Raw genomic sequence first — 19,166 nt, 5'->3', positions numbered from 1 at the left:
TGACGAGGCGAACAGGCTTCTACGCGAGGTTCCACCTGTTCACACCGCTTATCGGATAGCTGTTACCAACGGGCAGTAACCATTTTCTTGCGTGTATAAAACTCCACTCCATCTGTACCGTTGGCGTGAAGATCGCCATAAAACGAATTTTTCCAACCCGAGAACGGGAAGAAAGCCATCGGTGCAGGCACACCCAGATTGATGCCCAGCATACCGGATTCGATCGTTTCACGGAACTGTCTAGCATTGCTGCCGCTTTTCGTAAACAGGCAGGCGCCATTGCCCAGCTCTGAGCGATTAGCCAATTCTACAGCTTCCGCAAGCGTAGCGACTCTGACAATAGACAATACAGGAGCAAAAATTTCATCCTCCCAAATTTTCATCTCGCTCGTCACCTGATCAAAAATCGTCGGCCCGACAAAATAGCCTTTGCCGCTTGCAGCCTCGTCCTTACGGCCATCACGAATGAGCAGCGCGCCTTCATTTTCGCCAGTTTCAATATAGGATAAGGTACGCTCCTTATGAGGTCCGCGAATCACGGGACCGAGGAACACACCGTCGTTCATCCCATTGCCAATCGTAAGCTGATTAGCAGCCTCGACGAGCTTATTCACCAATGTATCACCAATCTCACCGACGGCTACGACGACAGAGCAGGCCATGCAGCGCTCTCCCGCCGAACCAAAAGCAGCATTAATAATTTCTTTAACCGAACCATCCAGATCTGCGTCAGGCATCACAATCGAGTGATTTTTTGCGCCAGCCAACGCTTGTACGCGTTTGCCATGGGCAGAGGCAGTTTTGTACACGTACTCGGCTACCGGCTGTGAGCCTACGAACGAGATCGCGCGAATATCCTTATGCGTCAGCACCCCATTAACTACATCACGTGCGCCGTGAACAATATTGAATACACCATCAGGCAAGCCAGCTTCCTTAAACAGCTCTGCCAATCGATTCGCAAGCAGCGGCGTACGCTCGGATGGCTTCAGGATGAACGTATTACCGCAAGCGATCGCAAGTGGAAACATCCAGCAGGGAACCATCATCGGAAAGTTAAACGGCGTAATTCCGCCAACGACACCTACAGGATAGCGGTACATACCCGATTCCAGGTTGGAGGCAATATCCGGAAGCTGCTTACCCATCATCAGGTTCGGAGCACCGGCTGCAAACTCCACGCATTCAATACCACGCTGTACCTCGCCATAAGCCTCGTTGTAGCTTTTACCGTTTTCCTCTGTGACGAGAGCAGCCAGCTCCTCCCAATGCTCGACCAGCAGCTGCTGGTATTTGAACAGAACGCGTGCCCGGCGAGGAACCGGTGTGCGGCTCCACGTTTTAAAAGCTTCTTTTGCCGTTTGTACCGCTAGGTCCACATCCTCCAAAGTAGAAAGTGGAACATATGCCAATATTTCTTCTGTTGCCGGATTGTAGACGGGCTCGCTTTGTGTGGAAACGGACTCGACCCATGCGCCGCCGATCCAGTTTTTTAAAGTTTGTGCCATGTTAGTTGTTCTCCCCTCTGATATTAAAGCTTAAGATGCCGTAATTTCGCCGCGGTTGCAACGTTCGATATAATCATGCACAGCTTCGGCCGAAGGCATCGCATCCGAGCAGCTGTGGCTGGAAATAACGATACACGCAGCCGCGCTGCCGAATTCCATGCTTTTTTCGAGTGTCCATCCTTGCATAACGCCATATAAAAAGCCTGCCGCATAAGAGTCGCCGGCACCGAACGTTTTGACTACCTTGGCTGGAAAGCTCTGTGCACGGTGTCCTTCGCCGTCCTTCGTATACGCAATCGAACCGTCCTTACCGTGCTTGATGATCACGATCTTGGCTGAGTAATCAAACCATTTGGATGCAGTCACATTATCGCTATGCTCCGGATTGGCCTCAAATCGCTCCATCATATCAAACTCTTCACGAGTACCAAGAATAATGTCGCATTTCTCTGCTGCCAAATTGTAATAAGCGGCTGTTTCTTCAGGCGACACCCATGTGTAAGGGCGATAATCCAGATCGAATACGATGACCGCACCGTGTTTTTTGGCATACTGCAGCGCCTGGAATACAGCCTCTCGCGATGGACTTTGAGCAAGTGCCGTTCCTGAGATCAGCAGCACCTTCGCCTGTGCGATGATATCTTCCTGAACCTCTTCGGCAGTCAACCGCAAATCAGCTGCATTATCGCGATACATCAAAATGCTGCATTCTGTCGGGCTTTTGATTTCTGTAAAAGCAAGCCCCGTCACCGCACCCGTATGGTCCGTCACAACGTTCGTGGTGTCAATATGATTCTTCTGCAAGTAATCCGCAATAAACCGTCCCATTTGATCATCGGCAATTTTTCCGATAAATGCGGTTTTTAACCCGAATCGCGACATCCCAATCGTAATGTTAGCCGGAGAGCCCCCCACATACTTGGTGAAAGTCATTGTTTCTTCCATTGGTCGATTAATTTCGTTAGCATTCAAATCGATACACAGCCGCCCGATTGCTGTAAAATCCAGTGATTTTCCGGTTGGAAACGTAACATAGGTCATAGCTTGATTACCTTCTTTCCTGGTTATTGTTTTCAGCACTAGCTTTCTTATTGGCTTGATTCTAATTCTTTTTATGCTTACTGGCTTTTGGCTTATTATCATTTTTTTATGATCAAGGACTCCATATGCTCCAATGCTTTTTTGGCATACTCATATGCGGGATGTATTGCCGGGTCCTGCTCACCTTCAAGCATCGCCCATCCATCGTAACCACGTGTCAGCAGCTCATTTAAAATCGGTCCAAATTCAAGACATCCGTCACCCGGAACGGTAAACACGCCTTTACGAATACACGTAACAAAATCGACTTGTTCGGCACGCGCCTCATCCAGCACCTCCTGGCGAATATCCTTGAAATGAATATACGCAATACGGTCATAGTGCTTGAGCAGAACCTGCAGGGGATCAGCGCCTCCGTAATAAGCATGACCCGTATCATAGAGCAGATATACCCTAGTAGGATCGGTCAGCTCCAGCAATCGATCGATTTCTTCCGGACTTTCCACTGCGGTTCCGCCGTGATGATGATAGGTCAGCTTTAAACCATACTCCTGAGCAATGGCGCCAGCTGCATTCAAGCCTTCGGCGAGGCTCTGCCAGCCTGCTTCATCCAGCCGCAGCACCTCTTTTTCGTTCGGTGTTCGGCGTGGGTCAAAGTGCAATGAGCCTCCAACCTCGCAGGTGCTGATCACTGTACTGCCCATTCCATGCAAAAATTCCACATGCTTACGGTAAGCGGCCAATTCCGCTTCCCGGTATGCCGGATCAGAAAACAGCACCGATTTCCACTGTGACACGAGCTGAATGCCCCGCTTGGACAGCTCCTCCTGCAAAATCCCCGGATCTGTCGGGTACTTGCGACCCATTTCCGTTCCTGTCAGACCCAGACCCTGAATATCATCCAGAATTTGCTCATAGGTCGTATCGTCACCGTGCTCCTTAACGTCCTCGCCTACCCAATTGATCGGATGGATGCCCAGCTTAAATGGCAGTTCCAGCATGCACAAACTCTCCTTTTATGAATCCGATTAGATGACCATGCATTCCATAAACTTTTAATATTAAATCAGCTTCACCGCCTGAATACGGGATTTCATTTCCTGATGTGCGGCAAGCACTTTATCACTGACCGAAACCTCGGGCACGCCCACATTCCACCACGATTCGTAACCATCCGTATTCGTTCCAGCGACAACCGGAATTTCAATCAATGTCGTAATCGTCTCTTCCTTGGCTTGCAGCAGCGCGGCTTGCAGCTCCTCGGCAGTATTCGCTTTGTACGCTTTTGCTCCCAAGGCACGCGCATGTGCAGCAAAATCGATCGGCATCACATTACCGGTTAAACGACCTGTAGTCTCGGAGCGATAACGGAATTCATTACCGAAGCCGTCGCTTCCATGACCTCTTTGCAAATTATGAATACACTGGAAGCCGTGGTTATCGAACAGCAAAATCGTAATTTTGCGACCTTCCTGCAGGCTAGTAACGAGCTCGGAATGCATCATCAAATAGCTGCCGTCTCCCACAACTGCGTACACCTCACGCTCCGGCTCGGCAAGTGCAGCTCCAAAAGCACCAGCAATCTCATACCCCATGCACGAAAATCCGTATTCCATATGGTAAGTTTTTGGCTCCAGCGTTCTCCACAGCCGATGTAAATCTCCGGGAAGACTGCCCGCCGCACACACAATAACCGACGAGGCATCCAACGTCTCATTAATGACTCCAAGTGCACGAGTTTGGGATAATCCGTCTTCATGCTGGGCTGCATACAATCGATCAACCTCGCTGTCCCAGCGCTCCTTCAAGTCCGCAATTTCAGAAGTGCCATAGCCATTCTCATAATGCACGTCAGCGAGTTTTTCCTGAAGCGCTTTCAACGACTCTCGTGCATCCCCTGTAACTGACGCTCCACCGAGCTTTGCCGAATCGAATCCATTGATGTTGATATTGATAAACTGTACATCAGGATGCGCAAATGCTGATTTGGACGCCGTTGTAAAATCCGAATAGCGAGTTCCTACACCAATGATCAGATCCGCATCCTTGGCAAGCAGATTTGCGGCAAGTGCTCCTGTTACCCCGATCGCTCCAACATTCAAAGGATGATTCCACGGCAGCGAGCTTTTCCCAGCTTGTGTCTCTGCAACCGGAATACCGAAGGCTTCAGCAAATGCAGCCAGCTCCTTTGTAGCGGACGCATACAGCACACCCCCACCTGCAACGATCAACGGTCTCTTTTTGCCCTTCATAAGCTCCAAAGCTCTATTCAATGAATCTGAGGCCGGTGGACGACGGTCAATAAAGTGTACCTTTTTTTCAAAAAACGAAAGTGGATAATCATAAGCTTCTGCCTGGACATCCTGAGGTAGAGCCAGTGTGACTGCACCTGTTTCTGCAGGATCGGTGAGCACGCGAACAGCCTGAACCGCTGCTGTCAACAATTGCTCGGGTCTCACGATACGATCCCAATACTTGCTGACTGTCTTGAATGCATCCGTAGCGGATATGGTATAATCTCCCTGTACCTCAAGCTGTTGAAGCACCGGATCCGGTTGTCTGGTTGCAAAATTATCTCCTGGCAGCAGCAGCACAGGTATGCGATTGACTGTTGCCGTTGCCGCAGCAGTAACCATGTTCAGAGCCCCGGGACCAATCGAGCTCGTGCAAGCAAATATTTGTTTGCGATTCATTTGCTTGGCATAGGCAGCGGCGGCGTGGACCATCCCCTGTTCATTTTTCCCTTGAATAAAGACAAGGTCGCCTGCACTCCGCTCCAGCGCTTCTCCAAGACCCGTCACATTGCCGTGACCAAAAATACCCATAACTCCTTTAAAAAGCTTGGTTTCTTCACCATCCTGCGAAATGTATTGCTTATCCAAAAAACGAAGCAGGGCTTGAGCCATAGTAAGTCGAATCGTACTCATTCACGTGTCTCCCTTCCATCGATTCATTCAATTAACAGTGATTGGGTTCGCCAATAGTAATGGCAATTTGTAGTGATCTGATGTTCATAGCAGCATACATTAGTATTATTTATGAATAACAAGGTTGATTAAGCGCTTAACCTGTAAAAATCTTACGCTTGAACCTGATTAGGTTAAGCGCTTAATTCGATCTTACTATAGATTGCTAGCCTCGACAATACCTTTTACAAAAATAAATGATACAGATCAATACGTTACTTAAACGCAAGTCGAAATGCTTCATACTGCTCATACGGAGAGTATACCTCTCCACCGTGACAAACGCTGAGTACCTTAGGCTTAAGCTGCTCGATAATGGAACTGCTCTCTATCGCTTGCTGCATATCACCTGTGAACATCGCCATTGGCTTTTTGAGCTTGCCTCTGTTCGCAGTAAACAGATCTCCCGCCAGCAATACGTTATCTTCTTGATGATAATAAGCAACATGACCCGGAGAGTGCCCAGGTGTCAGATAGGGTGTGAGTCCTCCTATGATGTCCAAAGCATGCATATCACCTGAACGTGCTTCTTGTCCGGTACCTGAATCTGAAGCTTGCTCAGCATGGAAAGATGCATTACTCTCGCTAGAATCAGCGAGTGGTTGGACCAAGCCGATGTCTACAGATGCCTCTGCTTTGGATCGGCGCGGGTAGGGAAGCTTGCCCTCCATATAAGGAATTTCCTCGGCATGAGCAAATACAGGAACATGAAGCTGCTGTCGGATCTTTTTGATACTGCCAACGTGGTCGGAATGACCATGGGTTAATAAAATTCGCTCCAGTGGCGCATCCATCTGCTGCATTTGCTTAAGCAGGCCGCCGGCCATTAAGGAAATGCCTGTATCAACCAGCGAAAGTCCCTGTTCCGACTTCACGATCCATACTGTGATCGGGATGACTAACCATATTTTGCACGCCCAAATATGCTCGGAAATCCGTACGATTTTCATAGCTATTTTTCCTCCTGCTTTTTCGACTTTTTGTCCTTACGCTTTTTATCCTGTTTTTTGTCCTGCTTTTCTTGTTTCTCCTGTTTTTCTTGCTTCTCCAATTTTTCCCGCTTACCCTGCTTCTTATCCTGCTGCGTTTCCGGCTTCACGGCTGTCACCAACTGACTACTGTCCCTCTTGTGCAGCATACCAGCTAGCAGAACCTCAATTGCTTTATCCATAATGGGTAAAATCCGCTTGAGCAGCGGTTCCAGCGGTTCTTCACTGTTCATATAAGTGAAAACCATTCCGTACAACATGAAAAAATAAATACGTGATTGATCGATTCGTTCCTGTTCATTAGCCGCTGGTATGAAGTGCTCAATGCCTTCAGTTAAATAGCCGAATATCCGATTGCGCAGCTTGTTTACGTCCCCCTCAGGATCCTTCTCATCCACCCTCACGGACTTCACTCCAAGAATAACGGCCACCATGCTTTTGTGTGACAGGCAAAACCGTAAAAACTGACGGCTCTTCTCCTTCAGCTTCTCAGCCTCTGACCATTCCTCATGCGCCTGTATCGATAATAGGAGCGTCTCAAGAGTTTGCAGCGGCGGTATCGCAAGCTGCTCCAGAAGTACTTCCTTATCCTTAAAATATAAATAAATGGTTGTATGGGAGCAGCCCGCATCCTTCGCAATTTCCCGCATAGTGACTGCATCATAGCCTCTTGCTGTAAACAGTTTTGCTGCTGATTCGGCAATATTGCGCTTCGTTTCCTCCGCTCTCTCGCCCTGCTTACGAATGCTTTTATCGCTACTTTCCATATCTACTCATCACCTTTCTACATGTGTAACCATTGGTTATTAACTATATAGTAACCAATGGTTACTAAAAAATCAAGCTATTTATATAACCGAATATTTACTCATCTTTCGAACATTTTCCCTATACAAAATTGGGCAATTACCTTCAAGCGATACTCACGCTGCTCAGGTATTAAATGGAAACTTTTTTGACATAAATAAAGAAATAGCTTCGTTTTTAACGTTTTTCCATGTCTGAGCTGCCCATACTGCTTCTCACCGCACGCAATCGACCTGAAGATATAGAGTTCGGTTTCATTGCAGGTACCAACGATTACGTTACTAAACCAATGGATACGATGGAACTGATGTCCAGAGTGAGAGCTTTAACAGCATTAAAAAAGTCCGTGCGTGATCAGCTGCGCATTGAAGCGGCGTATCTACAGGCACAAATCCAGCCGCATTTCTTATTGAACACGTTAAACTCCATAGCGGCTTTAAGCGATATTGATACTAACCGCATGCGCGCACTACTAGAAACGTTTGGAAATTATTTACGTGCTAGCTTTAATTCACATAATCTGGATCGACTCGTTCCGCTCACCCATGAACTGGATCTCGTTCGTTCTTATTTATATATCGAAAAGGAACGTTTTGAAGAAAGGCTGCAAATTGTGTGGGAGGTGGATAAAAATCTATCCTTGCTTATCCCTCCCCTCTCTATTCAGCCATTGATTGAAAACGCAGTCCGACACGGTGCATTAATGCGCTCCCAAGGCGGAACGGTGCGGCTCCAAATTATCGAGCATGTCAAGCACGTGGAAATATCGATCATCGATAACGGCGTGGGAATGGATGAGAAGACGCGGCTGCAAATACTCGACAGCTCCTCCAACCTTAGGGCTGGAATCGGTGTGCGTAATACAGACTGACGTTTGAAGCAAATATATGGCAAAGGACTGCACATTCAGAGTGAGCCTGGTCAAGGAACTACGGTTACCTTCTTAGCTAATAAAATAAGTTTGTCCTGAACTCAAAAAGTCCTCTTCCAACAGATGGAAGGGGACTGAATAGCTGCCGATCTTATTGAGATTTAAACTTCATGGTTCCGTAGCTGCGAAAAAACACGGTCGCACCAACTACAACTGCCACCGCACAAACGAGCAGCAAGTTACTGTAAAGGTATCCGCCCACCTCGTGCATCAACGGATTAAGCGGGAAATTCATCAGCTTTTTGTCCAACACTCTGGCCACTGCCGCTGCCCCTACAGCTCCCGATATAAATCCGACCAGGTTAAATAAACCCATACCGACACCGGTTTGCTCCATATCAAGCGTCAAAGACACGCTATTGGCCAGCGCCGTCTGAATAAATGAAAACCCAATGTACGTTAATACCATAGCGCCCGATATAAACCAGACATTCATTCCCAATAACGACGATAGCATAATCAGGCTGCAAGCCAGTAAGGTGACTCCAATCGCTATGACGAAGTTATTACCCCTTTTATCCGCCAATCCCCCACCGATCGGACCAAATACAACAGCACTGATCGCACCAGGGAACAAAATCCAGCCGATAGCGCTCGTATTCAATCCTTTAAGATCACTTAGCAGAAGTGGCATCACAAACATAATGCTCATCACGGTACAGTTAAGAATGAAGCTAACAATCAACCCGCTGCGAAATAAGCGGTTGGCAAGCAGCGATGGCTCGATGAACGGATGATCCACCCTTCGGATGTGCACGATGAACCCAACCATTAAAGCTGCACCGATAATAAAGTAATACCACGTAGGATCTGTACAAAATAAGACGAGCGAAGCGATACTAAGACCAATCATAGCCGCACCGGGAATATCCACCTTTCCGCCGTGCAACTCGTCATCCGGCAATACCTTACGAAAAAAGGGAATTGAAATCAACGTAAACAGCGGAATCAAAAACAAAAAGGACCAATGGTACGCTGCAGAGATAAACCCGCCTAGCACCGGACCGATCCCAATCGCAAAAGCTACGGTGGAATTCAAAATTCCGAATACTTTGCCCCGATCAGCAGACGAAAAATATTTGGCGACCACAACCATGATTAGTGCCGGAATTGCAGATGCGCCTGCTCCCTGTATCGCCCTTGCCACAATGACCGCCGGATACCAAGCCTGACACACGATCCCCACAATCGACCCAATATTGTACACGATAATACCGATCACGATGAGCTTCTTAAGACTGTAGACGTCAGAAAGCTTGCCATAGATGACCGAACCAATTCCGAAAAAAATAATAAAGATCGTTACAACCCAGCTAACCCCCGAAGGCGTCAAATGGTACTGTGCAGCAATACTTGGTGTGGAAACATTAAAAACCGTTTCATTGAGGACACCGAAAAAAATAATAAAAATAATCCATGGTGCCGTTTTGCGCAAATCCAGCGCTACGCCTGAAGATGCTGGCGAATGTGATGAAGCTTCCAGCATAGTAACACTCCTTTTCTCTCTATGCCTTATATATAGGGCTGCTTCCAACTTATCACATCAGATCTATAGGCAGCTATGGAAAACTTTATTTCAATCAAATTTGGCAGCAGCAAGTAGAAGAGCGTTCAGGACAAGTAACACATGGGCGTTTGTAGCATATGTTGTGATGAGAGCCAACATAAGGAGCTGCTGAAGATGAGTCGAAAGCAAATAGTTTCAAAAAAATCGAAAAAAAAGATAAGTATTAACAAAATTCCTGTAACGGCGCAGACATCCGGCACCGGTAGCAGTTCGCTTGATTCCAAAGGAATTGGAACAGGCAGCTTTCCACAAGGAACTGGTGGAGGATTGTCCACTCGCTCATTACAAGGGCCTGGCACCGGTTTTCCTGGTTCACCATTTCCCGGTGGTGGCGGTGGCGGATTTGCTCCGTCTTTTCCAGGCGGCGGTGGTGGTGGCTTTCCTCCGTCTTTTCCCGGTGGTGGCGGTGGTGGCTTTCCTCCATCTTTTCCAGGCGGCGGTGGTGGCGGCTTTCCTCCCGGTACACCTCAAGGAGGCCCTGGCGCAACTGGCGGACCACAATCCCCACCTCCTTCCTTCATCCCTCAGCAATCAGGCGTGTCTGCACTAGCGGTTGACCCCGGCAGTATCCGCAGATGTATCAATCGGTATGTGTACATTTGGCAAAGAAACGGTGACGCCTACTGGATGTTCCTTACTCACGTCGGCCGTAATTCCATAGCTGGTTACCGGTGGTACGGTTTTGGACCTGCAGGCTTCTGGTTGTATTTTGGTTTGGATATTCAACGTATTGAGCAGTTTAACTGCTTCTGATCCTGTCAGGAGGCTTCTAATCAGGGAATGGTTCCCCTTGCGGTAGGTTCATTATTTTAAGCTAAAATTCAGCTAATCTTCAGGCTGTTGTCATCATATTTTCACTTTCAGATGAGATGATAACGGCTCAAGATAACAACCAAATATTAGGAGCTGAATTTGAAATCATGGACAATCGCTTAACCATTCCCCTGATTCAAGCCGCTCGGGGTATTGCTGTTGTACTGGTGATGCTGTTTCACACCTCTCAGTTGGCACAGAAATATTTTCATATTAACTTTTTGGCGGTTAGTGGCATGGATCGTTCCGGAGGCTATGCTTATTTTTTTGTGCTGACTGGTTTTTTGATGTTTACTCTCTATCATCGGCATTTCGGAAAAGCACACATGTGGGGCACCTTTATGCTCAAAAGGCTGCTGCGTATTTATCCGCTTTACTGGCTGGTCAATGCCGCAGTCATTCCGATCTATTTTCTCGTTCCTGCGTTTGGTAATGGCTATGAAACCAAGCCCTTGGAGATTATTACCTCCTTGTTACTACTGCCTTACAGTCAAGTACCTATTCTTGGCGTCGCCTGGTCGCTCATCTATGTTGTGTTTTTTTATTTGATCTTTTCACTGCTGTTCGTTCTGAATAAAAAAACGATCCTTGCCCTATTTTCACTGTGGCTGCTGATCGTCGGCTTCATCAATTGTGGTTGGATACATATGAAGGATAACGCATGGCTGCATTTTCTGTTTGATGGGATGCATCTGCAATTTGTGCTGGGGATGCTGATTGCGTGGACCATTCGCCGATTTAACCTTGGCAAGGGAGGCTACTCACTTGCAGCAGGATTGATGGTTTTCCCTGTTGTCTGGGTGCTGCGTTATATCGACCCGACCTTCGCTTATCCGAATGTTCTGTACACCATTGGATCGTCACTCGTTCTACTTGGCATCGGATCTATGCGTTCAGTGGCTCCCCCATGGCTGGGATTCGCTCAATTTCTTGGTAATGCTTCCTATTCGATTTTGCTAACCAGTCTTGGGTTCCTGTCTGTCTCGCTGAAGCTCGCCAAAGCAGCTCACCTTGACGTATGGTGTGGTCCTACCATCACGACTGTGCTCTGCTTTACGATAGCGTTATTATTATGCTGTATTTTTTATTGGTATGTGGAAAGACCGCTCGTTCAGCGTCTTAAATCGATGACAGCTGCACCTGTCTATTCCGCTTCGACGACTCGTTAATATTTATACATTTTACATATATTGGATAATTTATACATACTACATATCATTAATCCATTTCATAGATCGATCCGGATTTACTGGCGAACAGCTCTGCATACACCTTCTCAGCATACGCATCGGTCATCCCCGATATATAATCAGCTACCATACGCGGCCAGCTCCATTTATGCTTATGCTGCTCATAGCTTTGGGTCCAATCCGGGGGAATAATCATTCTTCCGGTTTCATACACCTTGAAGCTGCCCCATAGTCGTTGAAGCATAATTTCGCTGCGCTTTTGCAAACGCTGAACCCGAAAATCCTTGATTAATGTAACCCACGCCAGCTTTTTTAAGATTTCCATCGTTCGCAGCAGATCCAGATCCTCCTGCCCGTCACGCACGAAAGTGACTCTTTTCCAGCCTTTTGCAGGATCATCAATAATCCCTACCTTTTGGGCAAACATGCTCACCCATCTTGCTTTCATTTCACGCCGCGTGCGCGAGGATTCATATTTGCATTCGGAATAAATCATTTCCCATTGTGTCAAATAGTCAGCCAACACCTGCTTGACCATGGCATGCATATCAACCTGATCCCATCCAACCGCTCCATTGCCTTCATCATCGAGGATTTCTTGGATTAGATTTTCAAGCAGTCGGGTATCTGCAAAAAATGTCGGGTTCATCAATATTTTACCGGCCCGAATCCCATCTTCGATATCATGGGTGGAGTAGGCGATATCGTCGCACAGGTCCATCAGCTGCGCCTCTAATGTTGCGCACCCCTTTGGCATCGCCCATGCCTCGCGCAAGTAGTTGATCGCTTCCCACTCCATCGCGTATACGCCTTTAAGTCTGCCCTCCTCTTCCAAAGAGTAAGGGTACTTGTTAATACCGAGCAGCACAGCCGCTGACAAATCCAAACCGCTGCCGCTGCCTGCCCGTTTTTCCAGGAACATCAGAATACGAAAGTTTTGGGCGTTCCCCTCATAAGCGAGACCATGCTCCTCAGCCAGCAGCCGATCCAATACTTCCTCTCCCTTGTGACCAAAGGGCGGGTGCCCCAAATCATGAGCAAGCGCCGCGCATTCCACAACAGCCGGGTCCAGCATCAATCCGGGATGCTCGCGCGCAGCGAGAAAAGGATACTCCTTTTGCATCCGTCTGGCTACTTCACGTGCAATCTGCGAAACCTCGAGTGAATGGGTCAGCCGTGTCCGATAATAATCTCCGGAGCCCGCTCCAAACACTTGCGACTTGCCCTGTAAGCGCCTAAATGCAGGCGATTGTATCAAGCGTGCGTAGTCTTTCTCGTATTCGTCCCGCTCTTCGCTTGAATGTGTATGTTCTGTATCATAAATTCTCATTTTGCGTAAATCCATATCATCGCTTCACTCCTGTCTGTACACAAACGACGTTCCTTAAGGGAACGCCGCCTGAATTCATAGCTATCCAAATCATACCTTAGTTTATGCAAAATGTCATCTGTGTGTCAGCTTAGCTCTTGAAAGTATCGATTTTGGTTTGCAATTCCTCAGCCATGTAAGACAATGCCTGTGCCGAGGCTGTTATTTCCTCCATAGAAGCCATCTGCTGCTGCGCGGCGGCAGAAATTTGCTCTGTGTTTTCCGCTGTTGCATCCGTAATTTCGGAGACGATCTTCATCACAGCTCCGAGCTCCTCTGTCCCCTTGGTCACACTCTCCGAAGATTCAGCGGCTACCTGCATTTGATCCGAAACATCAGTAATTTTATGCTTAATATCCGTAAACAGCTCACCCATCCGACTGACTACTTGCTTGCCTTCATATACCTCTTTCGCAGCAAATTCCATGGACCTCAAAGCTTGAACCGATTGACCTTGGATCTCTCCGACCCATACATTAATCTGCTCCGAGGATAACGAGGTTTGGCTCGCCAGCTTCTTCACCTCTGCAGCAACAACGGCAAATCCCTTTCCATGCTCGCCTGCTCTTGCCGCTTCAATCGAAGCATTCAAGGAAAGCAGATTGATCTGGTTGGCAATCTCGGTGATTTGCGAAATCACGTGGTAAATCTCCTGAGAACGGTATGCCTGCTCACGGACTATGGTCTCCATCTCGCCAACCTTGTCTCCTATGACGTTCATTTGCTGAATGACCGATCCCAACACCATAGAACCTTCATCCGACCAGTTCCGAGCCTCTGAAGCACTCAAAGAAGAACGGCGAACAAGCTCGGAAATTCTGGTCAATTCATTAATCATGGTGCCAGTGACTCTGGCACTATCAGAAATACGTGCAACCAGAGTCACTGTACCATTTGCCATTTCCTGAGCAGAGGAAGCGATCTGCTCCGTAGCCTTATTATTTTGCTCAGAGCTGGCACTCAATTGTTGGGATGAGGCCGCTAATGAAGCCGAGGTTTCCCCAATATCGACAATCATCGTTTTCAGGCAACCGACCATTTTGTTGAAGCTATCCCCAAGTTTCCCAATCTCACATTTGGAATCGACAAGCACATTATTCCGTAAATCCCCCTCACTTAAAGAGATCGCGGTGCCCATCAAGCTTTTCATCGGACGATTAATAGAACGAATAATTCCATATACGAGCAAACTGCCGAACAATAGTGAGGCCAGAACTACTATCGTGGTAATGCCAAAAATTTTCGCAGCTTTTTCTTCCGTTTCCTGCGCATCCATAGTGCCGATTACTTTCCAACCGGCCGAGGTCACAGTACCGTAAGAAGACTCTTTAGACTCACCTTTCAGTATATATTCTACTCTTCCTGACTCATCCTTATAAAATAACGGGTAATGATCCCCTTGTGCTTCCTCACCTGACTTATGATCGCGATGCATCAGAAAACGCTGCGTTCTATCCAATACATAAATATAGCCTTTACTCCCTACTTTGACCTGATTGATAGACTCGGCCAGCTTCGCAAGACTCAAGTTAACTCCTATGACTCCTTTTTTGTCGGGCAAGGTTCTCGCAATGGTCACTACGGTATTACCGGTTGTTGCCGACACATAGGGATTCGATATGACCACCTTACTGGAGTCTTTCAAGGTGTCTTTATACCAGTCCCGCTCTCTCGGATCATATTTTTGGTCACCCGGATCCGGAGATTTCATCCACGCACCATTTTCGTTCCCAAGAGTCAGCAGCTCCAGCTCGGGATGATTTGATGTAAAAGCGTCAATCAGCTCTCGTGTATGTGTATCTTTCTGATCAATGGAGATGCTTGCCAGCAGCCTGGCCAATCCATCGACATTGCTCATCTCCATCCGTACATATTGATCCAAGGAACTGCTCATCATCGCCACATTCTGGTCTGCAGTAAGTCGCAGCTCCTTTTTCAGTTGGTCCTTAGCTGTCATGTAGGCAGCCGCTCCAATCAGCAAGGATGGAATTAATAAAATCATAGCGAACGAGAGAATTAATTTCCTTGTCAAGCTCATATTTTTATAGAATTTCATCGTATAGCACGTCCTGTTCTTCATAGTTATGTAAACATACCCTCTATATAAAAATCTAGCCTGATATGATAAGTAATCTTGGTTAGCAGGTCCTCATCCGTGTGCCCAATCAACCTACCCTGTAATTATGACACAACAATATTAAACCGATTTTAGTAAGGTACGATTTCCATGTTAATTTTCCTAACAATTTCATAATAAGATACGACCGGTATGTACCCAACCGGACAAATCAAAAAGGACCGCTGTCACGATAGACAACGGTCCCAGTTTTCTTACCTATAAATGAAATTACTTTTTTTAATCAAGTTTTCCTGTTTCAGTAATCTTCATAGTCTCGCTACTGTTAGAGCACGCTAAAAATTGTCTTCAGGAAAAGCTTTTCCCTATCGTCTCCCCTCCAACAAAATCGCCCTTCAATCGAATATGCTCATAAGGCTGCTGCGGGTTCGCAATGCGCCAAAGCATTCGGTCGGCAGCACGATACCCCGTTTCCCTGATCAGCAGCGCAGGTCGGTCGACAAGTGGTAGATGATCAATCGGCTCGTTCAAAAACCCGACTAGGGAGCAGTTCTCCGGTACCTTCGTCCAAGTCTGCAACCTATAGTAAACTGGCGCTACCTCTTCATCAATTCCGCAGATCACAGCTGTAGGCTTATAGATTTCGTATTTGACTGCAAAATCATCCAGCCATGGTTGTCCGGCATCTCTGCGCGCAACCGCATGCTCCTCTTCCTTTACGTGCACTCCGATTTCCTTCATTGCTTCCTGGAATGCCTGCCAACGCAAGATAAAGCCGCGCTGCAGATGAATATCTCCCACATACAGAATTCGTCGATGCCCTGCACGGACTAACGTTCGAACTGCGATATACATCGCTTCGTACACATCCCAAACCACACTGTCTACCTTGGTCTCGGGTGGTGGGTAATTAAGCAAAATCCGCGGCAGCTGAAGCTCCAGCAGGCTTTGCTCCATGAATCCCGGCACAATCCGCGGTGCGATAAAGATACCATCGGCGTAGCCTACATTATGCAGCTCAAGCCAATGACGGAATTGCTCGGGTGAGGTGGGCTCGGGAAGCAGCAGCGTGTCGATTCGATGGCCGTACTCAGCAAACCGCTCGTTCAGTCCTTGCAGCAGCAGCCTCAGGAAACCAAGTGACCGCTCACTCTGCACAAGAATAAACCGTCGTGTATACAGAGGAAACGGTGCAATTCTCTCCTGCTCCAGCTGACGCAGCTGCTCCTTTGTACGATATCCAAGAGCGGCGGCAGTTTGGATGACAAGCCCTCGGGTCTCCTCCGACATCCCCGGATGTCCGCGCAGCGCCTTAGAGACGGTTTGTATCGTCAATCCAAGCTCCTGTGCAATGTGCAGTAATGTGATGCTTTTTTTTCTTGCCATTCACCTTCACCCGATCTTTATATAAAATTTGATAAATCGAAAATGATTTAAACGATTGCAATCATTTTTTAAACTAAATTTAAACTCAACTTAAAGTTCTTGTTTCTTTATAATAAGCCCTAGATGAACGATATGAAAACCATTCTACACAAACGGGAGCGATAACCAGCATGGCGAATACCATTCAGAATAACCAGATCGAGGCAGATATTGTTGTATGTGGAGGGGGACCAGCCGGGGTTTGCGCAGCAATTGCAGCGGGACGAAGCGGTAAAAGAACCATTTTGATCGAGCGGTACGGTTTTATTGGAGGCATGTCTACAGCGGCGCTCGTCTATCCGTGGATGACGTTCCATACGGTGGAGGGCAAGCAGGTGATCAAGGGCATCGGACAGGAAATCATTGATCGTTTGATGGCGCAAAATGCTTCACCCGGGCACCTCCGCGACACAGTCGGGTTCGTCAACACCATTACCCCTTACCACCCGGAGGTTTACAAAATTTTGGCTGTTGACATGCTTCAGGACGCCGGGGTAAAGCTGCTGCTGCACAGCTTTGTCGACCACGTACAAGTGAACGGAGATCGAATCGAAGCGGTTCATATCACGACCAAGTCCGGCAAAATAGAAATAAGTGCACAGGTGTTTATCGATACGACAGGAGATGCGGATGTCGCTCACTTATCAGGGGCACCCTGCCTGACGGGTCGGGACGAAGACGGCAAAACACAGCCGATGACGATGAAATTCCGCATGCGCGGTGTCGATTTGCCCAAGGTGAAGCAGTATATGCTGGATCATCCTGATGAATTTTATAAAAAAACACCGTTCAGCGAGCTCGCTGAGCTGCCTTTATCCGGTGTATTGGGTTTTTTCAAACATTGGAAGGAAGCCGATTTGCCGATCAATCGTGATCAGGTGCTGTTTTTTACAGGTCCTAATGACGATGAGGTACTGGTCAATACAACGAGGGTGCAGGGATTAAACGGAACGAATGTCGAGGATTTGACCGAGGCCGAAACACTCGGCCGCAAACAGGTGATGATGGTAGCCGATTTCATGCAGCAAAACCTGCCTGGCTTTGAGCGCGCCTCCATCTCTCAAGTGGGGGCACAGATCGGCGTGCGGGAATCGAGACGAATCGATGGCCAATACGCTTTACAAGCGGAGGACGTTGTTGGGGGACGCAGGTTTGAGGATGTCATCGCCCGCAGCGGCTATCCGATTGATATCCACGACCCCTCCAATAAAAGTGTGACAGCCGCTTGGGTACAAGGAGATGGGGCTTACGATATCCCCTACCGCTGCCTGCTGTCCAAGAAAATCACCAATCTGCTGACCGCCGGACGCTGCATCTCCACAACTCACGAAGCTCTGGCGACAACGCGTTTAACACCCAGCTGCATGGCTACTGGGCAAGCAGCGGGAACTGCGGCGGGCTTAGCTGTAGAGTATGGAGTAAGTCCACAGCATATTAATGTACAGGAGCTCCAGAATAGATTGAGAGCGGCCAATGTGGTATTAGACTAGCACAATCAGGACATGCTCGAGGATCATCGACAGTCGATTATCTATATGATGCAAATAAACACGAGGCAGCCCTTACGGACTGCTTCGTGTTTATTTATTGATTATACTTACATTTCTCAACCTTAATTAAATACTACGCCTCCCGATTTGGCATCAAACACCGATATCCGAGATCGTTGAGCATCAAATATGGATGTCACAGCTGGCTGTAAAGCAAATATCGAGGTTGACCTCGATTGAAAGGAAAACACAGATGTCGATGCGGCTTGGTCTGCAAAAACCGAAGCCGGCTTGGTTCCATTTGCAGGAGCATTTGCAGGTGCTGGTGTTGGTACGGGTGCAGATGACTCACTCCCTGCTTGTGTCGCTGCGCGTACCGGACTGGATGCAGTGTCCTCTGCTTCCATCACAGCTTCATTCTCCTCATCAGCCACACTTACACCATGAGCCTCTGCCAACGGCTGCAGCCCTCCGTTAAACCCTCTGCCAATAGCACGCAGCTTCCACCAGCCTTGATGGCGATACAATTCCATTAAAACCAGCGATGTTTCATCGCCCGCCTCTTTGATTTCATACACGATGTCTGCTTGAGAGGTGTGGCCTGTCACCTTGCAGCCGTTGACACCCTTAAAGGTTCCCGGTCCATCCAATGTTGCGGCGAAAACGCATTTATCAATTTCAGTCGCCAAAAGCTTGTCCAGATTAATTGAAAAAACGACCGCCTTAGCCTCTGTCGCCTTATATTCCACAAGCTGATGCGGATCGGCAGGCTGGTTATAAAATATAAAGAAATCATCCGAAGGTACTTTGCCATTGCCACCTATCATAAAACAGCTCATATCCAGCCCAGCCGGAGCGCTTTCCCAAGAAACCGTGACTTCAAGTATAGGTTCCTTGACCAACGTCGTGTTGGCCCCTGTAAGCAAATTCGTTATGGGATTAGCCATTGGATCTACCCTCCATCTTGGTTCCAAATTACACATTTAACCTCAT

15 protein-coding genes are annotated in these 19,166 nt (G+C 47.7%); 4 read left to right on the top strand and 11 right to left on the bottom strand.

Annotated features, from left to right (window positions below; all coding sequences use genetic code 11):
• Positions 1–62: 62 nt before the first annotated feature.
• The 6 genes from BK127_RS09235 to BK127_RS09210 form a co-directional block, all read right to left on the bottom strand.
• Positions 63–1,508, bottom strand: coding sequence for a CoA-acylating methylmalonate-semialdehyde dehydrogenase (locus BK127_RS09235; protein WP_076229747.1), 1,446 nt, complete (start codon positions 1,506–1,508; stop codon positions 63–65).
• 30 nt (positions 1,509–1,538) lie between these two features.
• Positions 1,539–2,549, bottom strand: coding sequence for a 5-dehydro-2-deoxygluconokinase (iolC, locus tag BK127_RS09230; protein WP_076229746.1), 1,011 nt, complete (start codon positions 2,547–2,549; stop codon positions 1,539–1,541).
• Between the two features lie 98 nt (positions 2,550–2,647).
• A complete protein-coding gene (iolE, locus tag BK127_RS09225) occupies positions 2,648–3,550 on the bottom strand; it encodes a myo-inosose-2 dehydratase (protein ID WP_076229745.1) in 903 nt (300 codons plus the stop codon).
• A gap of 60 nt (positions 3,551–3,610) precedes the next feature.
• Complete coding sequence (gene iolD, locus BK127_RS09220) at positions 3,611–5,476, bottom strand: 3D-(3,5/4)-trihydroxycyclohexane-1,2-dione acylhydrolase (decyclizing) (RefSeq protein WP_076229744.1); 1,866 nt, start codon at positions 5,474–5,476, stop codon at positions 3,611–3,613.
• A 254-nt stretch (positions 5,477–5,730) separates the two neighbouring features.
• Complete coding sequence (locus BK127_RS09215) at positions 5,731–6,465, bottom strand: MBL fold metallo-hydrolase (RefSeq protein WP_076229743.1); 735 nt, start codon at positions 6,463–6,465, stop codon at positions 5,731–5,733.
• A gap of 2 nt (positions 6,466–6,467) precedes the next feature.
• Positions 6,468–7,271 (bottom strand): TetR/AcrR family transcriptional regulator, encoded by an 804-nt coding sequence (locus tag BK127_RS09210; protein ID WP_076229742.1) that lies wholly within the window; start codon positions 7,269–7,271, stop codon positions 6,468–6,470.
• 230 nt (positions 7,272–7,501) lie between these two features.
• Between BK127_RS09210 and BK127_RS09205 the strand changes: the two genes are divergently transcribed.
• Positions 7,502–8,182, top strand: a complete 681-nt coding sequence (locus tag BK127_RS09205) for a histidine kinase (protein ID WP_076229741.1) — start codon at positions 7,502–7,504, stop codon at positions 8,180–8,182.
• 151 nt (positions 8,183–8,333) lie between these two features.
• Here BK127_RS09205 and BK127_RS09200 read toward each other — a convergent pair whose 3' ends face one another.
• Positions 8,334–9,728 (bottom strand): MFS transporter, encoded by a 1,395-nt coding sequence (locus BK127_RS09200; RefSeq protein ID WP_256711236.1) that lies wholly within the window; start codon positions 9,726–9,728, stop codon positions 8,334–8,336.
• Between the two features lie 195 nt (positions 9,729–9,923).
• Here BK127_RS09200 and BK127_RS09195 point away from each other — a divergent pair, with 195 nt between their 5' ends.
• A complete protein-coding gene (locus BK127_RS09195; RefSeq protein ID WP_144026414.1) occupies positions 9,924–10,562 on the top strand; it encodes a hypothetical protein in 639 nt (212 codons plus the stop codon).
• A gap of 116 nt (positions 10,563–10,678) precedes the next feature.
• Positions 10,679–11,791, top strand: a complete 1,113-nt coding sequence (locus BK127_RS09190; RefSeq protein ID WP_083689201.1) for an acyltransferase family protein — start codon at positions 10,679–10,681, stop codon at positions 11,789–11,791.
• A gap of 49 nt (positions 11,792–11,840) precedes the next feature.
• Here BK127_RS09190 and BK127_RS09185 read toward each other — a convergent pair whose 3' ends face one another.
• The 3 genes from BK127_RS09185 to BK127_RS09175 form a co-directional block, all read right to left on the bottom strand.
• The gene (locus BK127_RS09185) at positions 11,841–13,157 is read right to left on the bottom strand and encodes a deoxyguanosinetriphosphate triphosphohydrolase family protein (protein WP_076229739.1); all 1,317 of its coding nucleotides are present in this window, start codon (positions 13,155–13,157) and stop codon (positions 11,841–11,843) included.
• A gap of 115 nt (positions 13,158–13,272) precedes the next feature.
• Positions 13,273–15,237, bottom strand: coding sequence for a methyl-accepting chemotaxis protein (locus BK127_RS09180; RefSeq protein ID WP_076229738.1), 1,965 nt, complete (start codon positions 15,235–15,237; stop codon positions 13,273–13,275).
• A gap of 369 nt (positions 15,238–15,606) precedes the next feature.
• Positions 15,607–16,644, bottom strand: a complete 1,038-nt coding sequence (locus BK127_RS09175) for a LacI family DNA-binding transcriptional regulator (protein WP_076229737.1) — start codon at positions 16,642–16,644, stop codon at positions 15,607–15,609.
• Positions 16,645–16,814: 170 nt separating this feature from the next.
• Here BK127_RS09175 and BK127_RS09170 point away from each other — a divergent pair, with 170 nt between their 5' ends.
• Entirely contained in the window at positions 16,815–18,173 is a 1,359-nt protein-coding gene (locus tag BK127_RS09170; protein ID WP_076229736.1) for an FAD-dependent oxidoreductase, read from the top strand.
• Positions 18,174–18,295: 122 nt separating this feature from the next.
• Here the strand turns inward: BK127_RS09170 and BK127_RS09165 are convergent, their stop codons facing one another.
• Positions 18,296–19,120, bottom strand: coding sequence for a TerD family protein (locus tag BK127_RS09165; protein WP_076229735.1), 825 nt, complete (start codon positions 19,118–19,120; stop codon positions 18,296–18,298).
• Positions 19,121–19,166 lie beyond the last annotated feature (46 nt).

Source organism: Paenibacillus sp. FSL H7-0331, from assembly GCF_001956045.1.
The sequence above is the reverse complement of the archived record's forward strand: the minus strand, read 5'-3'. Positions and strand labels throughout refer to the sequence as shown.